15 protein-coding genes are annotated in these 25,052 nt (G+C 36.3%); 3 read left to right on the forward strand and 12 right to left on the reverse strand.

Features of this window, described 5'->3' with window-relative positions:
* Positions 1-59 precede the first annotated feature (59 nt).
* The 7 genes from I6F53_RS11095 to I6F53_RS11125 form a co-directional block, all read right to left on the reverse strand.
* Positions 60-1,214: a tyrosine-type recombinase/integrase gene (locus I6F53_RS11095; protein WP_197239588.1), complete on the reverse strand. Its 1,155-nt coding sequence runs from the start codon at positions 1,212-1,214 to the stop codon at positions 60-62.
* Positions 1,215-1,474: 260 nt separating this feature from the next.
* Positions 1,475-2,761 (reverse strand): hypothetical protein, encoded by a 1,287-nt coding sequence (locus I6F53_RS11100; protein ID WP_197239589.1) that lies wholly within the window; start codon positions 2,759-2,761, stop codon positions 1,475-1,477.
* Positions 2,758-5,556, reverse strand: a complete 2,799-nt coding sequence (locus I6F53_RS11105) for a site-specific integrase (RefSeq protein ID WP_197239590.1) — start codon at positions 5,554-5,556, stop codon at positions 2,758-2,760. The genes I6F53_RS11100 and I6F53_RS11105 overlap by 4 nt, the downstream gene beginning before the upstream one ends.
* The gene (locus tag I6F53_RS11110; RefSeq protein WP_197239591.1) at positions 5,549-7,126 is read right to left on the reverse strand and encodes a hypothetical protein; all 1,578 of its coding nucleotides are present in this window, start codon (positions 7,124-7,126) and stop codon (positions 5,549-5,551) included. The genes I6F53_RS11105 and I6F53_RS11110 overlap by 8 nt, the downstream gene beginning before the upstream one ends.
* A 13-nt stretch (positions 7,127-7,139) precedes the next feature.
* Positions 7,140-7,613 carry a hypothetical protein gene (locus I6F53_RS11115; RefSeq protein WP_197239592.1) on the reverse strand — a complete coding sequence of 158 codons (474 nt, stop codon included), beginning with the start codon at positions 7,611-7,613 and terminating at the stop codon, positions 7,140-7,142.
* Between the two features lie 146 nt (positions 7,614-7,759).
* Positions 7,760-8,167 (reverse strand): hypothetical protein, encoded by a 408-nt coding sequence (locus I6F53_RS11120; protein WP_197239593.1) that lies wholly within the window; start codon positions 8,165-8,167, stop codon positions 7,760-7,762.
* A 79-nt stretch (positions 8,168-8,246) separates the two neighbouring features.
* Entirely contained in the window at positions 8,247-8,564 is a 318-nt protein-coding gene (locus I6F53_RS11125) for a hypothetical protein (protein WP_197239594.1), read from the reverse strand.
* Positions 8,565-9,455: 891 nt separating this feature from the next.
* Between I6F53_RS11125 and I6F53_RS11130 the strand changes: the two genes are divergently transcribed.
* Both I6F53_RS11130 and I6F53_RS11135 read left to right on the forward strand, forming a co-directional pair.
* The gene (locus I6F53_RS11130) at positions 9,456-9,788 is read left to right on the forward strand and encodes a hypothetical protein (RefSeq protein ID WP_165725293.1); all 333 of its coding nucleotides are present in this window, start codon (positions 9,456-9,458) and stop codon (positions 9,786-9,788) included.
* 240 nt (positions 9,789-10,028) lie between these two features.
* On the forward strand, positions 10,029-10,640 hold the full coding sequence (locus I6F53_RS11135) for a hypothetical protein (protein ID WP_197239596.1): 612 nt from the start codon (positions 10,029-10,031) through the stop codon (positions 10,638-10,640).
* Between the two features lie 262 nt (positions 10,641-10,902).
* Here the strand turns inward: I6F53_RS11135 and I6F53_RS11140 are convergent, their stop codons facing one another.
* The gene (locus I6F53_RS11140) at positions 10,903-12,033 is read right to left on the reverse strand and encodes a hypothetical protein (protein ID WP_197239597.1); all 1,131 of its coding nucleotides are present in this window, start codon (positions 12,031-12,033) and stop codon (positions 10,903-10,905) included.
* Between the two features lie 590 nt (positions 12,034-12,623).
* A complete protein-coding gene (locus tag I6F53_RS11145; protein ID WP_166421173.1) occupies positions 12,624-13,991 on the reverse strand; it encodes an MFS transporter in 1,368 nt (455 codons plus the stop codon).
* A gap of 236 nt (positions 13,992-14,227) precedes the next feature.
* Here I6F53_RS11145 and I6F53_RS11150 point away from each other — a divergent pair, with 236 nt between their 5' ends.
* Positions 14,228-14,446, forward strand: a complete 219-nt coding sequence (locus I6F53_RS11150) for a hypothetical protein (protein WP_166421172.1) — start codon at positions 14,228-14,230, stop codon at positions 14,444-14,446.
* 118 nt (positions 14,447-14,564) lie between these two features.
* Here I6F53_RS11150 and I6F53_RS11155 read toward each other — a convergent pair whose 3' ends face one another.
* From I6F53_RS11155 to I6F53_RS11165, 3 genes are all read right to left on the reverse strand, one after another.
* Positions 14,565-15,116 carry a hypothetical protein gene (locus I6F53_RS11155; protein WP_197239599.1) on the reverse strand — a complete coding sequence of 184 codons (552 nt, stop codon included), beginning with the start codon at positions 15,114-15,116 and terminating at the stop codon, positions 14,565-14,567.
* Positions 15,116-18,946 carry an AAA family ATPase gene (locus I6F53_RS11160; RefSeq protein WP_197239600.1) on the reverse strand — a complete coding sequence of 1,277 codons (3,831 nt, stop codon included), beginning with the start codon at positions 18,944-18,946 and terminating at the stop codon, positions 15,116-15,118. Before I6F53_RS11160 ends, I6F53_RS11155 begins: the two co-directional genes overlap by 1 nt.
* 426 nt (positions 18,947-19,372) lie before the next feature.
* Positions 19,373-24,958, reverse strand: a complete 5,586-nt coding sequence (locus I6F53_RS11165; protein ID WP_197239602.1) for a tetratricopeptide repeat protein — start codon at positions 24,956-24,958, stop codon at positions 19,373-19,375.
* Positions 24,959-25,052: the final 94 nt, after the last annotated feature.

Here is a 25,052-nt window from a genome sequence, read left to right on the forward strand (position 1 = left end):
AGGGATATGAAGCCTTTTAAACTCAAAAGGCTTCATAGAATGATTAACAGATTTTACGCTCAAGCAATCCCACGCTCTATCATCATTTCACTAAACGCAAACCCATCTTGTCTAGAGGCATTCGCAATATAAGGCGCATAAACCTCGAATAATAATCGAGTATCACTGTGTCCGAGCATATGCGAGATATATAACGGGTTTTCATGCGCAGCGATATGCAATACAGCAGCTGTATGGCGAGTCTCATAAGGACGCCTACGTGATAGCCCCGCATTTTTCAATGATGGATACCAAAGCTGTTTACTCACAAAGTGGTTATCGAGTGGGTTACCATTGTAGGTAAACACAAATTCAGTATCAGCTAGGTCTTTTAAGCGGTTAAATAGCGCGTATAAAGTATCGCACATTTTTAGTTCTCGCCGTGATTTAGGGGTTTTTACATCACAAAGCTCACCATTGACCCAGTTATGGCGAATACGAATAAGGCGATGATTAAAATCTACATCTCCCCAACGCAAACCATGAACCTCACAGCTACGCATCCCAGTCCAAAAGCGCAGTTTAAAGTAATCTTTCCATTCAGTGGGTGTTGCATCTAAAAAGTGCTGTACCTCATCAGCGGTTAGCGGGTTTGAGTCAGCACGTTCTTCTTTGAGTGTTTTATAACGACGCATAGGGTAGGGGAAATTATGCTCTTCGGCGGCTAAACTCAAAATAGCGATGAGCGGCCATAATATTCCATTGATGCGTTTATTTGTAAGCTTTCGACGGCCATTCTTTTTTATCAACGTTAGGCTTTCACGAAAAAAGTCTACATTTGCTAATGTGATTTCACTGACGAGTATATTTCCAAATTCAGGTGTCAAATACGTATCAAGTATATTGCGCACGACACTTTGATAGCTATTTTTCCATTTTGCTTTTTGACGATCGAACCATTCATTCGCGTAATCATTGAAAAACGGATAAAGACGATCGGGATCTTTGGTACGTTGTAGCGTCTCAAACTTCGCCACCTTCTTACTCTCAGGGAAATAATCACGATACTGAAAGGTTTCTAAAGCAATTTCTGCATTGATCTTCTTAAGCGTCGCATGGGCTTTTTTTAAATTAACAGGTGTTGCCATGAGTTTAGTGCCTTCACGAAAGCGCTGCCCATAAAGGTGTAAATCATATTGAATACGCCCGTTAGGACGAATGCGAATGTGAGCCATAATGGCCTCCATCAGTTAGTGGATCTATAAATAGATCTATCCCTCACCAATGGAATTCGTTAGAATTAAGCCATCGGCTGGGTTCGGTTAAAAGCGTCGCAGCCGATACGGGGTAGGGAGGTTGCACCCTCTTTACCCCAACTGCTTATTTTATTTTCAATTGTGCTAATACTATATACTAAGTATTAAAACGCGCCACTATCAAAATAATTACTCATAAATATAACAAGAGCTGTTTATTTGTCCATTATTTTTCAGGATTAATACTCTTCCTCTTTACCCATAATATACCCAAATAAATCTTTTTGTACTTCCTGCTTTTTGTTCAGTGTATTTGTATCAGCTTGACTTTGATTTAACTCTTCAAGTAACGCTACAACTTTAGGAAGCTGGCTCTCATCTTTCTCAATCGAAATAGTGCGATGTGGTAGTGTGTTCTCAAGTGAAAAATACACACCTAATTTACGTTCGCCGTTTTCGTACTTAAGAATGTCGAGGCGCGTACTGGCCGCTTGGGTTAAGTCGCTAATGTTAATGCCCAATAGTGCTTTTAGTGAAAAGCGATATAATGACTCACTATTTTTTGTTTCGCTACACGTTTCAGTTACCGTGATTGGGTGTACAAATTCATAAGGGGGTGTAATAAATGCAATAACGGCTTCATTACCGCTTAAGTATAAGAATGCATTATCGGCCTTTTTAATGGTTTTATACTCAGCTGAGCAGTGACTAACTTCCCCTTTAAGTTCATAGAAATTTACTACAACATGTTTTTCGTGAGTAAATTTAAGCGGCTTCTTTGAAAAAAATTCTTCAACGCCGGCCAATGAATAAGTGAGTGTGGTTTCAGGCGTTTTAAAAGTGAGTAATTCACCCTGCTGGACGAATTCGATTACATCGCTCTCGGTATTCTTACATAAATAATTAAGCTTACGGTTAATTTCCTCTGTTAAAACTATAGAAGCGGGTAATTCTAGGTTGTCAGGTAAGTGCACTTCTTCAACATCGCCATCTCGCTGTATTCGACAATGCTGTTTATCTACGTTCATTTCTAAAAATTCAAAAGGCATTCGTTCAGATGACTCGTATATCACGCGCTCTAAAGAGGCTTTAGGAACGGGATAAGTTAGGCGTTGTGAACTTTCTTTAAGGTAAGTTAAATGCTCTTCATATACATCGACACACTCACATCGACGCAATGCATTTTCGTTGCTTTTCATGTCTTTATGAATTAATTCAATTGAGGTTACACTTGAAGACAAAGTATGAACATTTAATTCAATGTCTTCATCTACATTAAAATAGTATGGCAGCTGCTTTACAAAACTGCCGTCAATTGAAAACTGAGCGTCTTTTAAATGTGTAGAGGACGTATCAAGTATAAATGTACAATATGAACATAAAGGAGGTTTACCAGCTATGAATGTCATGGAGCCTTCTTTTTTACTTATTAATACGGTTACTAGGCTATCTGCATAGCGGGTATCAATATTCTCAGTTATGCTCTTAAGCGGTGCTGTTTTGTTACTAGAAATATTAATTTTCATGATTTTACCTTATTGCATTGAAATAATTGAATAAATTCTTTTGCGAATTTGAGTGTTTTAGATGATAGTGTTGTTTTTGGTGTTAAATTAATCGTTAATAGTGATTCTCCTTTAGCATGTTTAGCAATTTGAATGGCTTCATCTTTTTTAGAAAATAATGTTTTAAGTAACATTACTTGCCGTTCGTCGTTGATTTTCTGATTAACAGAAAGGGTAAAGGTAATACTCAACCACCCCCAATCTTCATGCCTAAACACAGTACTAAACGCACGTGCATTTTTGCTGTTGCAGGCAAGCGAGATTTGTAACGACTGATCATCATCAGAAAGTACGATGGGGGGTAAATTTTTTAGAGCCGTTCGCTGTTTTTTATGGACTGGCTGAATATGATGCATACTGCCATTACCCCATATAAAGCTCAGCGCACTTAAGTCGAGTGTTTTATGTTCAAACATGGCTTTAAAAATAAAACCCAGTAACGAGTCTTCGCTACTATGAATTGATTTTTTCCACATTGAGGCAAGGTCAACAGTTGTACTCGTTTTTTCCGCTTCATTCTTTTTGCCAAGTATGACCTCTCTGAGCTGGTTATCGCTCAGTTTTACTGGTTGACTGCGTTTTTTTCCCAGTGTTTTATTGGCGTATTCAGGGCTAAGCCTGAGTAGTATTCTAGATAGATCGTTAGATTTAGGGCTTAGTCCTAATAAATAGCGCAGCTCACTGTGCGTATGTTCATGCAGAACATACGGTGCATGGGCACGACTAATGATAGGAAGTAGCCATTCAATATCATGTAAATACGACCACCTTGTTGTGTCATAGTAGAGGTGACCAATTTGCAAACCCATTTCATCTAAAAAAGCAGCATCATTCACTTCGTTAACAGCTCTGCCTTCAAACCAATAATCGAAACGAGTAGTCACCGAGTCGTTTGAAAGCACTTCTTGCTCTAATGGGGTTTTTCCTCGGTGTTCATTTGGTGTAACGCTCACGAAATGCAGTGTTTGCAGCATAAATAGATGTACACCACTGTGGCGAAGGTGATGAAAATTAAGATGCTTACCAAATAAACACCTTAAAGCACGTGACACCGGTAATAAATAATAAAGCTGCCGTGAATGATACTTTTCACCTTCAAACCCCAATAAAGGTTGGTCGCGAGGTATTTTATCTTTTATTTCAAATAGATATATAAATAACTGGCGGTACTGCACAGGAAGTGTGGTGTTCACCATACGAGTGGTGTTGCTTTTGGTGTTGCCTTCTGGTGTATTAGTTACTGTGATCGTTATAAGGCCATTACTTCGCTTAAATAGAATATCTTCACGGCGTAACCTTAGAACTTCACCACGGCGCAGCATAGCGTAAAACCCTAATAACGCTGCAATCGCACTAAATAAACTACGAAAAGGGTTGTTAGTTTTGCTAGATAAAAGCACTTCAAGTAGACGGTCAAATTCGTCAACAGTTAATCGACCAGGGCTCACCGATGATGCTACCAGCGGCGAGCTAAAGCTAGATAAATCGAGTGTATCTGTTTGTTCTTGGTAGCTTAAAAAGCGTAAAAAGTTATAAAAGGTGCCTTTTACTATATCGGAGTCTATCGAATCATAGACAGTTTGGGCCCACCCATTAATAGCCTCTTCGCTAATAGCCTCTGCGTAACACAGAGGGTAGGGCTCAAGTTTACTTTTAAGTGAGGTATAGTTTTTAACAGATCCTAGTACAAGGTTCGCTTTTTTTACTCCCCCATACACAAGCAGTTGTTTTGTGTAATCAAATAACAAGCGCGGTAGAATATTATTGGCATCCCACAGCGGTGTTTCGACAGAGCTGAAATCTTCTGAGTGTTTGAGCAAGCCTTCATGAGGCCAACGCACTGTTTTTTGTAATTTAGTTAATGAATCAAACCACTTGGTATCCCAATCGATAGTATAAATCCCGGCCTCTTTTATTTTTGGTAGGGTAATGGGTTTTGACATGCCAACATGCCGCTCGGGGTTAGCCAAATCCTTAATGAAGATAGGCGGTAGCTGAAAGCGAAGGTACCAATGGATTTGAAATCGTTTCGGCCATATTTGCTTTCTACTACAAGCAGGTACTCCATTTTTTTCTAACCAACTTGATAAGTCTGCATACAAACTCTTTGTGCTTATTCTTGGAGGTGATTGCTTATAATAATCCTCTAAGAAACGATAGCTTTCGATTGATAAATAATAATGAGTTTCTCTTAATTCATCAGCTCCATACCCCATGTGACTAATAGCAAGGCGTGGATTACTTTCTTTATCTATGATCGAATTCCGATTATTTAAAATAGCGCTGATATGCTCAAGCGATAAAGGGGCTACCTCAAACCCTATTATTAATGCCATAAAGCACGGTGTTAATGGCTCCCTTGTATCAAAAAAATACGTTTTTTGTTGTTGGTAGCATGCAAAAATTTTATGTGCATGCGCTGCACCTTTTGCAAGCTCTTCAAAATATTGATGGTTGGTGTCACTGATTGTGTTTTTTATAAGTTCTGGTAATTGCCAATGACACGCTTCTCCCAAATAAAAAAGAATCCCATCAAGCGCCTGCTTATATGCTCGTTGCTTCCCGGTCGGAATAGCATTGATCTGCTTAGTAATCTTCCTTAGATCGGTATTATCGATAATACGCGTTTTCTTTTCTGTTATTTGCCAATGCGTTAATACCCAAAAGATGTCATCTTCTGTTGTCTTTAATGGCCAAGATTGGAGTAAATAATCAGCGACTTTTTTTGCATGCTGATGTATAAATTTTTCAGACATAAGTTAAATCCTTCAGTCCTAAACGCTTCGGTAGTGTATTTAAAAAGCTTTTGATTCCTTCGAATCGAGCTGGAAACAACATATCGCTTCCGAGGCGCTCTCCCAGATTTTCATGCCCCATCAGCCGATCAATATCGTTGTCATATAGCTTGTCTGAAAACATATGGCTATTAGCACAGTGACTAAAAAAGTGGCGCAATTGATAAGGCACTACATTGGGCCAAATTTGATGCATGAATAAACGAAGTTCGCGACTTGTTAGGGCTTTCGGGATGTTTTTCTCACTACACGTATACCAAAGCTCATCTAATTCAGTATGTATGCTGAGCTGTGTACGAATAACTGATTGTAAGGATAAGTACTGTTCAATTTCTTGCTGCAAATAATCACAGAGTATGAGTTGCCTAAGAACACCTTTATCTTTGATAAATACAACACCAGAACCTGAGTAATAAATCGATAAAATACTGATGCTATGTGTAGGCCTTGCGCCAGTAAGAACAATAAACAACAATGCAATTCGATAGGTTGCTTTATTATAGTAATCTCGCAGCGCCGATTGATTTGCTAAATATGCTTTTGAATGAGAGCCTTTAACCAAGACTTTTTCTTTAGCATTTACAACTAACGTATATACCTTTTGGAAAAAGTGACTGACGTGGTTATCTTCAAGTGACCGAACACTGCCTATTAAAATAGCTGGAATGCGCTTTTTATCACTACTGTTTTGTGTGGTATCGAGTTCAAACTGACTTATCCCATCAGATTGCAATAAATAGCCGGCCTTTCTTATTGACGCCTTAATAAGGTTTGCAGAATACTTTTTTAGAAAGAGCTCAAAATATACGTGGAGTTCAGCCTTTCTTGCTGCGTTAATAAGGCGTGATAAGTAGCGGTTATGCGCATCAAATATTTTGCTGCGGATACGATCAGTATTTAACTGTTGGTAATATATCGCGCTAGAATGATGTGCTCTATCATCAGTTATTAGCTGCGATCGAACAATTGCACCTAGAGTGTTATCCGCCTGAGCACAATTAATAAAATAATGCTGGAAGGTATTTTTGTTAACGCGAGGGTTATTTTTTAATGTATTCGGTGTTTTCCATGCTACCTTCATTAGCTCGAATAAATGTGCTTTATTTTTGAGATTTAAAAAAGGCGTACCGTAAGTTTGATCGCTAATAAATTTTTGAAAAAATGCATTTAAATAGGTCGGCATAGGTTGCCATAAATACACAATACGGTTTTTGTATTTACAGGGTCTCGCATACTCAGCCCATGATACTGTGCCATCATAAAAAGTGCGAAAAGTGTGTTTTTTACAAGGTTTCGTGGCAGATATTTTTATAAAATCAGGAATATCACTTGCCGAACTAATGTGCTTCCAGCCTCCTATTAACCACATGAATAGTGCTACTACAGTCATAGCAGGGCGTGCTTTAGCATCAACTCTAGCAAGCTTTATTAACATAATAGCTAATGTTGTGCCGTGCGCTAATGCATTAGGGTAGCGACCACCGGCATTACTCAAACGGTTACTTCTCGCAATATGCTCTGATATGCCCATGTTTAGCACTCCATTACCGAAAAGTAGAGGGAGATGTATTAGCTATATTTGCCAATACATATTGTTTAGGTGTCGCTATTCCTTGCTCTTTAATGCAATTAAGACGGTGTTTAATATTCGTACCTAAATTAGTTTTTGAAAAAAGCGTCAATGCACCGTCAAATAGTAGGGTTGTTAGAAGAACTTGCTCGATAACTTCTCGCGGGTAAATAAGTAGTCTTAAGCTTAATTTTGCTTTTAATGGATGTGCTTTAAAGCGTTCAAGTATGCTGCTTGTTGTAAGTGTTAAATAGCTATTATCGTCAGTATCAATAATCACAGCTAATGGGTGCAAGTCTAATAATGACTGTACTATTTCTATAGGTAAGCCACCGATACTTTGATTCGCTCTTAGCTGTATCACATCATTTTTGGTTGATTCAATTAGTAGTGGATGAGGTTTTAATTTAGCCTTTATAAGTGGAATCGATTTCTGTTTGTATTTCATAATTACTCTCCTAAATTCATTAAACTAACAACCTGTGTTAGGTTGCTGCTTCGTTTTACTCTCATTGAAGATTCACTTAACAACCCTTTCTTGAAAAAAGCTTACGTTTGTCCATTAATATGAGTATGTGTTTATTTGTACCTTTTTCATGGTGTAAATACAGATGTAGTTTTGCATTGCCTAATATGTAATTGCTGCGGTAAAGATCTGAATTCGGGTGCAAGTAGTGCTGGCTTTATTAACGCAAGGGTAGAAATTACTGGCTCAGCTTCATCATAAATAATGAGTGATGTATTTAGCTTAAGTGATGCGTCATGACTGCGAATAATTTCAATTAGAGGCATAGCAGCTAATAAAATATACAGCCCTTCGTCTTCCGTTTTAAGTACGGGGATGGGACAAAAATCAAGCAAACATTGAAGTTGCTCAATTGAGAGAAACTGAATGTTTGGAAGTTTTGACTGCGTAAACTTATCATCTGAGTGTAAAGTCATCAGCGTTGAATGTTGTTGCAATTGAAGTGAGTTTAACGGCAACTTTTTTGTCTTTTGCATAATCGTAATTTCCTAAAAATATAACTTTAAGATGATAAATAAATTTTTCTATCATCAAATGGAATTGCTCTTTTGTTTATTAAATCACGGGAATTAAGGGGTCACTGTCAAAAAAAAACGCTAAAATCGACATTTTTTGTCCACTTACCACTTTTTTGCTGTTTATTTCGAAATTAAACGCCAATTCCTGTTTTTCAAATCTAATTAACATCACCTTGATGCTCACTTTATTTCTTCGCAGGAAATCAAGCGGATGCTTCAAAAAAATGGCTAATGGAAGACGCTGCATATTTGAAAGTTCTGACTGCATTAACTCATCGTCTGAGTGCAAAGTCGTCATTGTTGGGTGTTGTTGCAATTGAAGTGAGTTTAACGGCAACTTTTTTGTCTTTTGCATAATCGTAATTTCCTAAAAATATAACTTTAAGATGATAAATAAATTTTTCTATCATCTAATGGAATTGCTCTTTTAGTTATTAAATCACGATAATTGAGGGGGCACTGTCAAAAAAAAACGCTAAAATCGACATTTTTTGTCCACTTACCACTTTTTTTGTTATTAAAATGTAAAAATACATCTTTTTCTAGTGCGCACCACATTTATGATAAAAAGGATAAATGATGAATAACGTTAAAAAGAAGGGTACTTTTTCAAAGTGACTCAGCTGTAAAAGACACGTCAATTAACGCTAGATTCTATGTTTTGCAATTTAAGAATTGATCAGGTTAACAATGTTGTGGGTAGACGTTTTAAATTTGATTTTTAAAAGTAGATTTACGCAGTGATATGTATTTTGCTTTTGTGCTTAATTAAAGTGTAAAAAGACTAATTGTATGCAGGGTAGGTGTTGCGAAATATTATATTAAATAATGGCACATCTAGATTCGCAATTTGCGTGACAAATAGCGCTAATATATCCCTATAGTTAATGTTTACTCGACATATTAGGGGAGGGTAGTCATTTTTAGCAGGATCCTATTAAGCTTAATAAGCTAAATTGACAATCATCTAGTGTCAATTCATTTGCCTAGCTACCGGTATTAAAATTCAAACAGACAGATGATATGAAATGTATTTTGTTTTATGATAGTCGGGAATTACTAAAAATCATATGAGTTCAAAGGGAAGTTGGATGTTTGACCACAACTAGTGTAGTGGCAAAATGTATAGCTTAATTGATTATTCAACTTGTCCATTACTTCCTTAGATCTAATATTGATTATTTTAGGCATCATGTGCCTTATTCCAGCGTTAAATTTATAAGCTAAATAAATTAGGGAAGTATCAATGAAAAAAATAATTGCAGGATCAATCATTGCGGGTGTTTTAACTTTAGCGGGTTGTGCATCTTCAAGTCCATGGGATGGCATGCCTTATCAAGAAGCGAGTGCTTGGCAGGGGATTGGCGTCCAGGCTTATGATGCTAGAATTTTGCGAAGCAATGGCTTTACACCAACAGATACTAAAGAGTGGGTACAAGCTGGGATCAAATCACCACAGACAATAGTTGATTGGAAAATGGCCGGTTTTACGCCTCGAAATGCATCAAAGTGGATAAGTAAAAATTTCACATTAGAAAAAGCAATCGAGTTTAAAAAACAAGGTCTGACAGTACAGTAATAAGTCGCTATTCGAATTGTAATTAAAATGCCTTGCTGTGTTAAAACAGCAAGGCATTTTTTGTTTGTAGATAGAAGTAAGCGGGTAATAACGTTAATGCATAGAAATATCACTAGTGTAAACCTCTATTTATACTAGCTATCGTTATGTTAAATAGAGCATTAAATTAAATCCCGTATGGAATAACCTGAAATATTGACTATATTTTCTTATATTGAAACTAAAATAAAAGGAAATAATATGGCTGGCTTAAAGGTCCTTGTATTAGAACCTGCAATTTACTTACCATCAGATACCCATAATTTTAAGCAAGATAAAACAGTCAAGCTAATGGGACTTTGGATAGAACACGCTAGTTTTATAGAAGAGGTTGACTTAAATAAATATAATTATAGCCAGGGGTATATTGAGGGAGTTGATAATTTACTAATGTTTTCTGCTGTGGATTCGACACCGGTCTGCGTTGATGTAGGTCGATTCGTTGATAAAGATACAGCGATTGTCATTAAAACTCAATTTATCGTACCTTTTAAAGGTAAGGAAATAGAGGTGCTACATGAGCATGCAATTTCATTCACTTCAGGGATGAAATGCGTTTCAGATAATTTATTTTTTACTACATCTCTCGCTGTACCAGCACTCTTTCGCTCTCATGGCAAAGAAATCGCTGATTTAATAAATAAGCCTTATAATGAAACTAAAGAGGACTTAACAACTTATAGCAATTATCCTAATGAATATGTGGAAACGCTAGCTTTAGTAAGTGAAGATGAGAAATTTGAAATGTGGTACAGCACCACATATACCGCACTTACGCCTAATCGGACAGGCTCAGTTATAGCGTTTAAATAATTAATTCAGTACTTGTATGAGTTATAGAGTGAACCATATTTTTATAAACTTGCTACGGTAATCCCCCTGAAAAATAATAGAAGCCAAACGTAGAATTTTCTCTTATTGTAAACACAAGTTAAAATTATAAAAAAGCACATTTTACAGAATATGAGGTCATACTTTTAAGTCAAGGTAAAGTTCGTGATCTATAAATCCCTTTTTCTATATTAAAAATGACCTAATATTATTAAAACTTAGGTCATATATTTTTAAGGAATTATCATATCATTTTTATATAAATGATATTACCACCTTCTTTTACTTCGTATATTTCCTTATGTTTTCTATATTTTTCATGCTCTAATGTTATTTTATACTTCCCTACTGGCACTTCCATACCATAAGTATAATTTTTGAAACCCTCAACACTAATCTTTACTCTGAATTTATAACTAGGCAGTATAAGTAAACTACCTTTCCCAGTGCCAGTTAATCTTTTATCATCTTCTTCTTTCTTTTTTTTTGGGTCATAACGAGCTGAAATTATTTCTGGAGAATAATAAGTAAAACCTTTTTCGTTCATACTCATCTCTTTATACCGTTCTTCTCTTAATTTATTTCTTTTTTTATTTTGTATAATTTCTTCTTTTTCTTTTCTAATATCCTCTTTTTTCTGTTCAATATTTTTTTGAACTTCTTGATATTGCATATAAGGAGGAATAGAACCTAATAAAAAAGCAAAAATAACAGCAAATATAGAATAACTATTTTTATCTTTTAATGTTAAAAAAATAGATGTTAAAGAAACCATTATAGGTAATATGTAACCAGAAAAGATAAATAAAGGAACAAAAAACAATGAAAAAATACCATCTTTAATATTTTTACTGTCTCCCATTTCTAAAAAATCAATTTTGTATAAATATACCGTTATAGCTATAGAAATGGCTAAACCAACAAATGATACAATAACAAATGGCAGTGATGATTTGTTATTGTTTAAATGTTTTTTAAAGCTTTCACTAAATAATAATGATGCTGTGCCAGCAATACAAAGTGGTAGAAGAAAAATAACACCTGTTTCTAAACTAGCATGAAATACCTTAATACAGGCTTCTATACCTTTATATATAAAATATATACCCGCTCCTGCTATAAGAATACGTATCAAATTACCTAATTTATATGTACTTGAAAGTCCTGTTTTATGTATGCCATTTTCAGAATACTTAACATATGTTTTATCTCTTCTATCTTCCTCCCCAAGAGAAAAAATAAAAGACATTAAAAGTTTCATAACAAACCAAAAAAAATACAAAGAAGAAAGTATAGGTATAGTAAAAAATATATACCATTTGGAATAGGTGTCTTCTGAAAAATCCTGTTCTTCAGTAATTTTTTCTTCTTTCATTGTAGCTCCTAGTAAAGATTTATTTTGAATTTATTTTTATTTTAAAAAATGTTTAATTGATAATTGTTTTTATTAAAAAACATAAAGATCTTCAAGGGAGATACCATTCCTTTATATGGTTTTCATCGCTTTTAGATATAATATTATAGTTAAATTTTGATTGGTATAAATTTAATTTTTAATGTGTTATTACAAATGTAATACTCTTTAATTAATTAATATGTTTGATATCATAATTGATTGTACTTTTGAATGAATTAAATTTTTATTCGAAAATAACTTCAACTTTTCTTTGTAGCTTGAACAGTTTTTATTTAAAGTGGAGTATTCAAGTGCAACTTATTTGTCAAGAAAATATTTCATTAAATGTATACCAGTTTTTATATTCTTTTGTTTTTTGAAATGTTTTCAAAATTATTTAATGTCCATCTGTAATCTTCTGATAATGATTCTTTAGAACTCAGGGCAAGAGCATTAAAAAGCTATGCGTAGTACAGCCTACCTTGAAAAGGTATTGAACTAATAGACTTTTTTCATGTTCTTGCCTTGTATTTTAAGGTAGATACGCAGTAAATAATTAATCTATCCTTTTAAGCTCGTCCTCGCAGCGCAGAAATACAACTGGCAAGAATTACAAACCCTAGTGACACTGTAAACGCCAATGAAATCGTACTCATTAATGCGTGGCCATTTTGTGCTGAAAAGGTGCTGTCACCAAGGTAATAATGCACAATTAAGTTGATTATGCTCATACCAAATAAATTACCAATAGTGCGCGATAAGTTCATTGAGGAAGATGCGACGCCTAGCTCACTTTTATCTATAGCACCCATAATGGCATTATTGTTTGGGGTCGAAAATAAGCCAAACCCAACCCCTAATAATAACAACGAGCCGCTAATGTAAACTGTGCTTGAACTAATGGATAACCGGGATAGCAGAAAAAAGCCAACGAGAACAATTATACATCCTAATGTGGCAAGTAAGCGTGGCTGTACTCTATCGGCAAGTCTACCTGCCAGTGGTGCCATGATAGCCATTGAAACCGCTTGGAGTAATATTATTTGGCCAGCATGAGCGGGGCTTAATCCTTTGATATATTGCAAATACAAACTTAACAAAAAGGCGAGTGAAAAATTACTAGCATACATTAGAAATGAAGTCGTCAACGATAAGCTGAACACACGACTTTCTAAAAACATTTGTACCCTAATTAAGGGGCGCCGACTGCGACTTTGGTGAACAATAAATAGCATTAAACAGGTGATTGAAAGTACTGTTAAAAGCCACCCAGCTATATCAGGCAAATCACTTAACCCTAATACTAAGAACAGTGCAAAGAGCGAGAAAATAATCGTGCCCCACCAGTCAAACGGCGATTTTTTATCGTTTTTCCACTCTCCATGTAAAAACAGTTTGATGGCAGCTAGTAGCAAAAGCACAAGAGGGATTTGTGAGTAAAACACGGCCCGCCATCCCCACATTTCAGTCAGCCAGCCACCGACCGCAGGTGCAGCGCTCAGCCCTATGTACACACACGCCGCAGAGGTCCCGAGTGCCATCCCGCGCTTATTATCAGGCGTGACAGAAGTAATGATGGCAACACCAATACCAAAAATCATGGCACCAGCAGCCCCTTGTATAAAACGCCAAAAAAGGACCCATTCAATAGAGGTCGCTAACGCACACATCAGCGAGGCCACTGCATTTAAACCTAAACCAAAAGCATACACACGTTTACGGCCATAATTGTCTGCCATTTTCCCGCACGGAAGCATAAACATTACGCTGCTGAGTAAATACAATGTAGGCATCCACGCGATCATTTTGGCATTAGCGTGTAAATCTTCGGCAAGATTTGGAATAGCGATATTAACGCCTGCCATACCAAGCGGTCCTATAATAGATCCGCTGCAAATGATAATAAGTGCAATAGTAGTAGTGGGAAGTTTAAACAAGCTGAATCCTTCTATTTCCGAGCCTTAAAATGATACGTGAAGATACTTGGTTGTACAGGGTTTTAAGTTGCTGAGGATGTCCAAAGACTACATCAACTTGAGTATATATAAATGTCGTTAATTTAAGAAATAACCTTAGCCACAACTTTCAATATCACAACAAATCCACAAGGCTCTAGCACCTTTTTAATGGGTGGCCAAATTAACTATGCCACTACAATCTACAATGCCGAGGGGTGGGTTTTAATGGTCAAGAGCAATATTCGGCTGTAGTTGGCAATAATGCTAAAACACTAGGTGAAGCATGCAAGAACGTTTTTTTTCGTGCTGTCCGCATGACTGAATATCAAATAAATATAGCGTCTAACTTTACAATAGAAGCTGAGTTTTCTGATTTAGATGGTTATGTCGCTATTACACGTGGGACAAGCTTTACCAGCTTTATTGAAGGTTAATCAAATCCATATGGGATTTTAGAAGTTGGTCGGCAGTACCCTATAAACTTACTTTACTCATTCTTGAATGGCTAACCTAATCCCCGTGAATAGAAGGAAGTGATGTCACGGGGAGAGCTTACTCGAGATCGCCAATGAGATAATCAAGCATATCTACTGTCTCTTGAGAATATTGTTTTTGCGCCTTTATTGCACTAGCGAAAAAACTTTTAGTATCATCAACCTTGCCATTATCAGGGTTAAGCAGTAACCAAATTTTATGAAGCCTGTCACGCTGCTCTTCACTGGATATAAAGGCTATCATGTCTATGATTGGCGTAATACTCGTCATTTTAGTGTCACCTAAATATAAAGTTTGACGAAATTGGATGCGCGAATGCTCTTTAGTTAAACACCAATACCCTGAAGAATAGGTCTCATTTTCTTGTAACATATACTTTAATAGGGTGACGATGTCGGGCTCTTGGTAAGTAACACCCGTATATTCAAAAAAGTCACATTTATAATCCGCGACGACATGTAAAATTGTGCCGCCTTTCTCTAGGTATATGCTTATCGTATATACATTACTTTTTTCAGGACTTATGAATACATCGTCTTCCACTGAGTATACGTAAGATAAGTAATAGATGTTGAGATATTGAGCAAGCTCATCGTGCGTCATTGCCATTACGCATCCCCTAATAGTGTTAAAATTTGGTGGCCCATCAAGGACTCTTCATCAATCAACTTTTCAGCAACGACTTCGAGTAATGAATAGTGTTTAATAAGTAACACTTCCACTTCTTTTTCTGCCGTTTCAATCCATCTTTTTACTGCATTTTGCGCATTCGCAAGTAAGTCACTCTCTTCAAAACGTGTGAGTAGGCCAACATTTAATGGCCCTACAGATGGCTCTATTCCCCCTTGATAAACTGCATGCATCGCTAATTGTGTGGCTTTTTCAATATCGTTACTTGCACCCGTGCTTATTTCATCTGCAGAGCCTGTGCACAGTTTTTCTGCAATTCTTCCGGCAAGGAGCATTTGTAGTTTGCGCATTATAGTAATTTTTGAGTAGCTCTCATATTCATCAGGCTGTCGTGTGGCGACAAATCCAAGGGCTTGATTACGAGGCTCTATAGTAATGAAGTCAATATGTTGTTTAGGGAATAAAAGGTGGTGCGCTACTAAATGACCGGCTTCGTGATAGGCTGTTTTACGTTTTTCGTCTCCGCTTAAAAATAAATGTTCAGAAGGGGAGCCATACCTCACTCTGATCATTGTTTTTTCAATAATCTCTTTAGTCAGCTGAACATCATTTGATACCGCAAACTGTATCGCTTCTTTTAATACCTGCTGAATTTCAGCAGGAGACATCCCTTGTGAAAGTGCAACCAGATTAAGTAGTTCAGCATCAGTCCAGTTTAAATTATGCTGTGAGGCGTATTGAGTGAAAAAGAGAGTACGTGCTTCTTTATTGGGTAAATCACAATATATAGTCTCGTCAAACCGCCCAGGGCGGGTAATTGCACGGTCGAGTTTTTCTGGGTGATTTGTTGCAGCTAATACAAAAATTTGGCATTTATCATCAAAACCATCCATTTCGGTTAATAATGCATTGACTGTTTGGTTTGCATCTTGAGCGGCTCCTGAAGTGCCTGCGGTTCTCGCTGCAGCAATAGCATCTATCTCATCAATAAAAACAATAGCGGGTGCATATTTCCTTGCGGTGGAGAATAGTTTTTTAATATTTTGTGTTGTTCCACCATGATGTGAAGCTGAAAGTTCAGCGGCTGATACACTGAAAAAAGGTAAATCACATTCACCGGCGACAGCCCTTGCTAGAAGTGTTTTACCTGTCCCAGGGGGACCTGCAAATAAGTAACCTGCGGGTACTGATATGCCAAAGTTATTCAGTTTTGATGGTTGTTTTAACCATCCAATAACATCATTAAGGCGATTCTTAGCACGCTCGAGTCCAATTACATCGGATAGTTTGTCAGTGGGAGCTGATTGAGAGAAAAAATCACTTTCACGTAGATCATTGGAATAAATAAGTTGTTGGGTATTTAAGTCATGAAAGGTCACTTCAATACCATCTGACGACTTCTCAACAGAGATGTTATATTTGAGCATTTGATTTTGATTACACATGCGAGTTAGCGAATATTCAGTATCAATGTAGAAATTAATCCGTTTAAACATATCTACCAACGCTTGTGTGACAGATACCGCATCTAAACTAAAGTGCTCTCTGACTTCTTCGTGATTAGCACTGTATCTTTTTTTCGAATCACTTATTAATTGATAAGAAAATAAAATTAGCTCAGGGTTTTTACTAGACATCTCATCAACTAGTTCAGCAAATCTATTTGCATCCAGTGAATCAACATCAATTAACAGGCTCTGAGGTCTTAGCTTTTCAAGAAGGTGGGGTATGTCGTTTTTATTAGCGCACAGGGTGATGCTTTCACTACTTAATGATTGGTTTATAGCGTCATAAACACGCTTATCATCATCTAACACTAAAAAAACATTTTGACTCGCTTGGGCGAAATCATCACTGACATTCACATTAATAAAAATATTACTTTGTTCTTCGTCTAAGTATGAAATTGATTTTTGTAATATGTTTGCTTGTATTTCAGGGAGTGAGTGCTCTATTTGTCGCATGGTAATTTCAGGCGCTAAACTTTTAAGTAAGAAACGTGGAAAACTCTCTGGCCATTTAAACGTTATGCCACCCATGCCGAGGGTGTCATGAATCAATACTTTTTCGGCAGCCTTAATAAAGTGATTTACTTTTAAACCAGAAAATAAAGCCGAATAACCTTTTGATAGTCGGTTCACAAATTCAGGCGCTAGACTTTGTCCCGTCTGACCATTCTTAGATGTACGAAGTACATCAAATACGTTTACTTGATGATGTTGGTTATTTTTATTGAATAACTCTTGCCCTAAGTTCGTCGTAAAAATAATAATAGACTGAGTAAAGTCAATTTCTTCTAAGCTGGTCGCATCTTCTGTATACCCAGAGTCTAGAATGGTTAACAACGATTGAATTACATTAGGGTGTGCTTTTTCAACTTCGTCAAAAAGTAATACTTGGCGAGGATTTATCCTCACTAAATTGGTAAGTAACCCAAGCGAAGCATCAGTATATTGGTTACCCGCGCCAACTAATTTTTTTGGATCGTGCTCATGGGTAAAATGTTCCATATTAAATACATTAAACCCGTAGCCTGAGCTTTCAACATCATTGAGTAATTCAGCAAAACGAGTGGCAGAGTATGTTTTACCCACGCCAGAGGGACCAGCGAATGTATAAATCATTCGAGGACCTTCACTACGATGCAGGCATGATGATAAATATCCTTGAGCGATGCCTTCCATTGCCTTTTTTTGACCAATGATGCGATCACTTAACGCGTCTTGTATTCTTTTTGATGTTTTTAATGATTTTACTGAGCGATTCTTACTGTTATTAATTGCTTTGAGCTCGTTAATAAACTCATCGTCTATCTCAAGTATTGATTTAATTAACAGGTTAGTATCGAGGGCATTACCATCAAACGCTTTATTTAAAGATGATTCAATCGAAGAATTGAATCTAAGGTTAAATACAGGGCGCTTAGCTTCGGCATACCAGTTTGTTGTACTGCCCTTTTCAGAATCGAAAGTGCGCACATCGACTACATCCTCGATGTTCTCACGGTAATCATAAGCTTGCTGTGGAAAAATAACTTGATAATGAAAGCAATTTAGCTCTGCCGCTAAGGTTTCGAGCATGAAAGGGACGCTTAATATGGCTGAAAAAAAGATATCTGGCGAGACGCTATCTAGCTTTAATCGGGCATATTCATTATTCGAAATACTCAAATCTGAGTTTTTTAAGAGATGGTTCGCCGTTGAAACAATGGTTATTTCATCAAATAATTCTCTAGTCTGTTTTGATAGTGAAGAGTAATGCTTTTTTATATCAAAAGGAGGCGGGGGGGTGTGTTTGATTGTTTCAATAGCACTCGCCGTGTGTGTCTCTTTGTCAAATAACCGAATTGTTTCATAAAGAGCAGGGACAGGGGCTTTTCCATCGTATTCCTCAGAGAAAAAACATTTCATCACCTGTTCAACAGATATAGTGTCTCCCTCTTCGGCGGCGAGTTTACTTTCATACCGATGAGTAGTAACAAACTTAGTTATGCATAAACTATCATTCGGTTGTAATGACGTCATAACTTTATACATAGGGAAGCCAGTTAACAATGAGTTGACACAATTAGGATGATGAAAAATGATATTTTTAGCTTCGAATCCGAATAATGAATCTTCCTGTAAAATGAGTTCAAACGTTACAAGTTTATTTTCGAGAACGGTGTCTTTCAATGACCAGTTCAACATGGTTAAAATAAAAGGTATTAAGCTGTCTGTACCAGACAAATGATCATAGTCTAAAATCTGTTCGTTATACGTTACTTTTTTACCGTGAAAGAAATCGCCTACTACATTATTAAAAGACATAACCACATTCCATTTTAGTTAAATTAAAGTAAGTTTAAGGTGATTTACTACCACTGTGTATTTATAACGGAATGAAAAATATAATGAAACCTTTATTTTTCAATATTGTTTATAAACTAGATTCCAGTTGAAAAATATAGTCACCCGAACTCGGAAGAAAAATATGAGAAGCTCAATTTTCATTTAATTGATAAACACGTTAGAGATAGTAATCCCTTAAAAAGCTTGTGTATTAAAGAATGATGATGAGATTGAGCCCAGATTATTTGGTGGGTGATTAGTAGTGAATTTTTATAGATAGCGCTCTGTATATAAAAATGTTGACGCATTTTTATTGATACTCATAACACGAATAACGTTATTACAAATAGTATGATGACCACGGTTGAATTTTTGAATCTAATTCACCGTGGTCAAATTTAAGCGTTATTCGCCCTGATTAGGCTCTGCAAAATACTGAACAAACAATTGATATTTTTCGCTATCAAGTGGTTTGTTAGATTTTGATAACTCAATATAAGCAGAGAAATCCTCATTTCCGTGTAATAAGATATCTATTTGTTTTTTATACTGACTCGCAAATTTCTGCAGCATTATTGTATTAAACTCATTTGCGGCTTTATCGAAATCAAAAGGTATAGGTTGTGATGAATGATTTGATGCTTGAGCATATTTAACAAAAGGATAAATAAACTCAGCGCATTGCTCAACCTCTTCGATAGAGTCTAGAATAAACAACTTAAAGTATTGACTCAAATGTTCATGCGCGGCTTGATATTGCTCTAAGCGTAATTGATAAGTCGCTATTGTATTTAATGTGTTTAGGTATCCTTGTAAGCCAGAAACGTGGTTAGCTTTATATAATTCAGCCGTAATAGTTAATTCTTTTTCACTAAGTTCAATGGCTGCTGTTAACTGGTTATTGTCGCTATAACTTTCGGCTAATTTTCTCAAATTTTTTGCGTAAGTCTCTATCCATGCGGCATTATTTTCTTGATAATGTAGTGCAATAATACCTAATGCTTCTTCTTCCAACATAATCGATTGTGATATTTGGTTGTTATTGAAATAGCTTATTGCTAAGTTCTTTAAATTATGGATGTAAATCTCAGCGTATTCAGTACTATCGGCTTGATAGAGCGGTTTAATAAGCTTTAATACTTCAACTTGAAGCATAATAGCTTGTGGTAATTCATTGTTTCGTTCATAACTTGGCGCTAAGTGTATTAGGCTCGTGATGTAATCATTTCTCCAAAATACTTTATCGCTTTCATAGAGTTGTTTAAGAATCGTTAGTGCCTTTCTTCCAAACACAATTGCTTGCGCTACTTGGTTGTCCTCTCTATAGCTGTTCGCTAAATTATTTAGAATGATGGTATAATCCTCTGCCCAGGCAGCACTATGGTCTTGGTATAGAGGCTTAAGAATCGTTAATACCTTACTTTCAATCACTATTGCTTGCGGTATTTTATTATCTTTCTTGTGGAACAATGCTAAGTAATTTAAGGCTTTGATATACTTTTTAGCCCATGTAGTATTGTTGTCATTATAAAGTACCTCAAGAATCGTTAACGCTTCAATTTGAAGCGCAATCGCTTGTGGTAATTGATTATTTTTATAATAGCTCACAACTAAATTATCTAAGCTATCAGTATAAATTTCAGCCCATGCTGTGTTATTACCATTATAAAGAAGCTTAAGAGTGGATACTTCTTCAATTTGTAGGGTTACCGCTTGTGGTAATTTGTTGTTTTCTTTATATATCGATACCAAGCTTCTTAAACAAATAATATAGTCTTCAGTCCATACATCTTGCTCTAATAGGTATAGCTTTCTATAAATATCCAAGGTTTCTTCTTTAAGTTTTATAGATTGCAATAGCTTGTTGTTGTCAGAGTGAATTTTTGATAAAAGATCTAAACTTTGAATATAATTTTCAGTCCAAATTGTTAAACCTTTTTGGTATAATTGCCTATAAATAGGTAGTAATTTCCCCTGAAGTTCAGCGCACTGTGGAAGTTTATTACTATTGTAATAAAAAAGTGATAAGTGGCTAAGGTGCTGAATGTAATTTTCATACCAAGCATTGTTATTCTCTTTATATAGATTAGTGCAAATATCTAATGCTTCTTTTTGTAGCTCGATAGCGCTTTCAATTTTTTGATCATCATAATAAATTAATGATAGGTTACTCAAGGTAGCCATGTAAGTTTCAGCCCACGATTTCGTGTCTTCTTGATAGAGTGCTTTATTAATACAAAGAGCTTCACTTATAAGGTCAAAGGCTTCTAACAAGTGTTTATTTTTTTTATAGGCCAGAGCTAAACAATTTAAGCTCATCACATAGTCTTCTACCCAAGCCATTTTATTATTTTGATATAGTAGCCTAAGAATATCTACGGATTCTTTTCGATACATAATTGCCAAATCTAATTGGTTATTACTTTCATAGCTATCCGCTATTCCACTTAAGATTGTGGTATATTCTTTACTCCAAACTGCGTTATTATCCAGGTATAATGGCTTAATAATTGATATGGCCTCCTCCTCAAGTTTAATTGCTTGCTGCAATTTCCCAACACAAAAGTAACTTTGTGCTAAGTTAATTAGAACATGGCTATAGGTTTCAGCCCAATTCTCAGTCCAATTTTCAGTATTCTTTTGGTATAATACTTTTACAATAGCAAGAGCTTCTTCTGCAAGTAAAATGGCTTGATTATATTGTTTATTTGTATTATAGCTAAGTGTTAGGCTAATCAGGTTAATAGTGTAACTTTTAGCGAAAGAAGTTTTATTCTCAACATATAATTTTTTTTGAATATTTAGAGCTTCTTCTTTAAAGGTTATTGCTTTTGTCAATTGATGGGATTTTTCATAACATACCCCTAAGTTTATTAGACACCTAGAATAGCTTTGAGCCCAGATGACCTCATTATTTTTATATGAACCTTTATATACATTTAGTGCATCTTCCAGTAGTACCGTAGCTTCAGAAAATTGGTTATTTTCACAATAAATATATGCCAAATTATTTAGACTTAAAGCGTAATGGCTACTCCATAAGAATTCATTGTCCTCGTATAATTCCTTACGGATAGATAATGATTCCTTAAGTGGTGGGATTGCATGTGCCAATTGATTGTTTTTTCCATAGCATAAAGCTAAATTATTCAAACCGATAGTATAATTTTTGGCCCAAGATTTTTTATCATAGGCATAAAATTGCTTACAAATAGCTATCGATTTCTTATTTAATCTAATGGACTCAGTTATTTGATTACTAGCGTAATAGCAACTAGCTAAGATCCTCAGATTAACAGCATAGCTAATAGCCCATTGCTTTGGGTTGATTTGATAACAAATACTCAATAGCTTTTGTTCTGTCATTTTAAAGAAAATTAACTGCTCAAAACAGGCGTAATTTAGGTTCAGATCTGGTTTGCCATAAAAAGGTTGCTGTTTATGTTCGTGTGCTATTACTGAGAGTATTAGCTTAAACAGTGCTTCTTTCGCTTGCTGATTTTCTTCGATAAACACAGTGTCCAGCAGGTATTCAACTTGTTTTTCAAGGAATATATTGAGTAAACCATGGCGGTACGTGTATTTATCTCCAGTGAGCGCAAAGCGGCTTAATATTTCATAGACCTCATCGATAATAACGTAGTGCTCAGCGGTTAATCCGATTTCTTGGTCGCTCTGATTAATGTGCGCCCGTAATGGTGCAAGTAATACGTTGTTATTGTGTGCTATAGCTTCAAGCGATTTCTTAACTATGTCTGACGAAAAAGGGGCACCAAGCAAAGATGAAAAAAGTAATGTATTGACGGCAGCATTGCCATGCGTAGTAAAATGGATTTTTAATAGGTGCAAGCGCTCTTCAAGCACTGCATACGCCATTAAATTAAACCGCTGCCCAGAGGCTAGCTCATTTACATGTGCTAATGAGTCCTTATATTTAGCTTGCAGAGTCGAAAAGGTCTCTGTTAGCGTTGATTCAATATTTTTAAGCTCTGGATTAAAGCGCAGTGGAGCATCTAAAATGAGTCGCTCGAACGTGTTTTCACCGTAGAGCTTTTTATCACACAGCATGTTGATGGTTTCAACTGCAAATAATGTATTGACCTCTGTTGCTTCATTACCTGACAGCGCGGTAAAAATTGAATTGGTCAATGCCGCATGTTGCGATGGCTCACCCTTGATTACCTGACTGATAAGCGCTTCAAGCACTGATTTATCAAAACCAGCCAGTGGGATAATAGCAGGGCGTAATTCACTTTCCACTTCTTCACTATAAGCTTCATAGCCTTTTACCTGGCACGCTTTCAATAGCTTTAATGAATAAGTATGTAACGATTGATGTGTAAGATGCTTTTTAAAGACTGTAGCACCATCACTTGGACGTAATGTTGCAACGATATATAAGTCAGGCTGCTGTAGTAAACGCGTTAAGATATACTCGCTTGAAGTATCATCTATCCATTGCAAGTCATCAATGAACAGCACAATGGGTAAATTGTTAGAGCTAATATTTTTGAGTTTGATAAGGGCTTTATCTAATTTATCAAACTGCTGTTGTTTTGCATCACCCTGTTTATTATCTATATCTCCTATACCGATTTGCTGAACGTGTTGAATGTGTTTATCTACATTTATTCGCTGAAACCCAGTATCAGCAACGGCTAATGCCTTGTCTGCACCAGAGAAAATGACACCAATAGCTTTGTAAGCATTGTCTTTTGAGGCCATGCTTTTTAAAAAGTTAACTCCTTTGTCTTTTAAGCCCACCAATAACTCAATACGCTTAGCTTCATCGATAATGCTCTTTTCTAATGAGCTAAGCCCCGTATTACTAGAACTATGCCCAACCTCATTCACGAGGGTGAGGGCAATAATGTCATCGTGCGCCTGAATGTTGTTTAAGTGTTGATTGACTAAGGCTGTTTTACCTATACCAGGCTCACCCGAAATTACAGATAGAGTAGTTGGCTGCCTGTCTGTAAAGTGCCTATTTAACTGTTCAAGCTCGTCGCGCCGCCCCACAAACAAGGATGACTTAACTGCGACCATAGGAATATCACTACTGGGCTTTTCTAACATGGCATAGCGTTGGGCAAAGCGTCGTTGTTCAACCAATAACTGTTGTTTGGGGTGCAATACTTCATCAACCTCACCATACAAACTAAATGCTTCATCAGTGTAGGTGTAAATAACAGAGAGCCCGATATGTTTATCATGATCTTTTTGATTTTTAGCAAAAGAAAATAACAATGAAAGTAAGCCAATTGAGCTGTTATCAAGTTTATGAGGGTTGTTGATATAAATAAGTTTGGGTGCATCTAGAGCAATTGCTAACAGCAGCTTAAAAGCTAACTGAAAGGCATCAATGCTTAGGCTTTTAGAAAAGGTGCTTGATAAGGCGGCCAGCTCGGACTTCGCTGATGCAGATAAGTGTAACTGCTGCAGGCTGATTTTATTAACAATATCGCCCAGTTTAATACCGGCGCTATCACTTAATACACCTTCGACACCGCTGAGAATTGTCTTGGAAAGGTCAAGTTGATCGACGACGACATCTGTCAATAAACTGGAAAATTGTTCACTGGCCTCATTGAATAGAAAGTTTAAGCCTTTATCTAGATAGCTTCCAAAAAAATCATTTATTAACCCACCGCTGGCCATTGAAGCGGCCATTTTTAAAGACTCTTTAAGTGTCGCTAAACTCTTGATCCCCTTGACGTCGTCACGTAATTTCTCAAGGAGTATTTCAAGTAATAAAAAACGCTCTCCTGAGGCAACATTATCCCCATCAATAATGAAAATATTACTCCCTTTTGTTGAGTCTTCTTGGTTATAAATACGCTCGGCGAGTGAAAGAGGGAAGTATTTAGCATCTTCGCTCTGAAAGTTGTGTAGCTTTTGTATTTCTTTTGCCGTTAGCTCAATGAGCAGTGGCGTTTTTTGAGAGCAGAGCAAGTCATTATAATAATTAGAAAGGTATTCAGGATATGACATTAATTTAAATTCCTTTTAGAGTGGGGAGGGCGCATTGGTATTTTTATCCATTCCATGACTACTCAAAACATTGGTCGTTTTCTATTGACTGTTA

It is taken from the genome of Pseudoalteromonas sp. SWN29, from assembly GCF_015864465.1.
Taxonomy (GTDB): domain Bacteria; phylum Pseudomonadota; class Gammaproteobacteria; order Enterobacterales; family Alteromonadaceae; genus Pseudoalteromonas.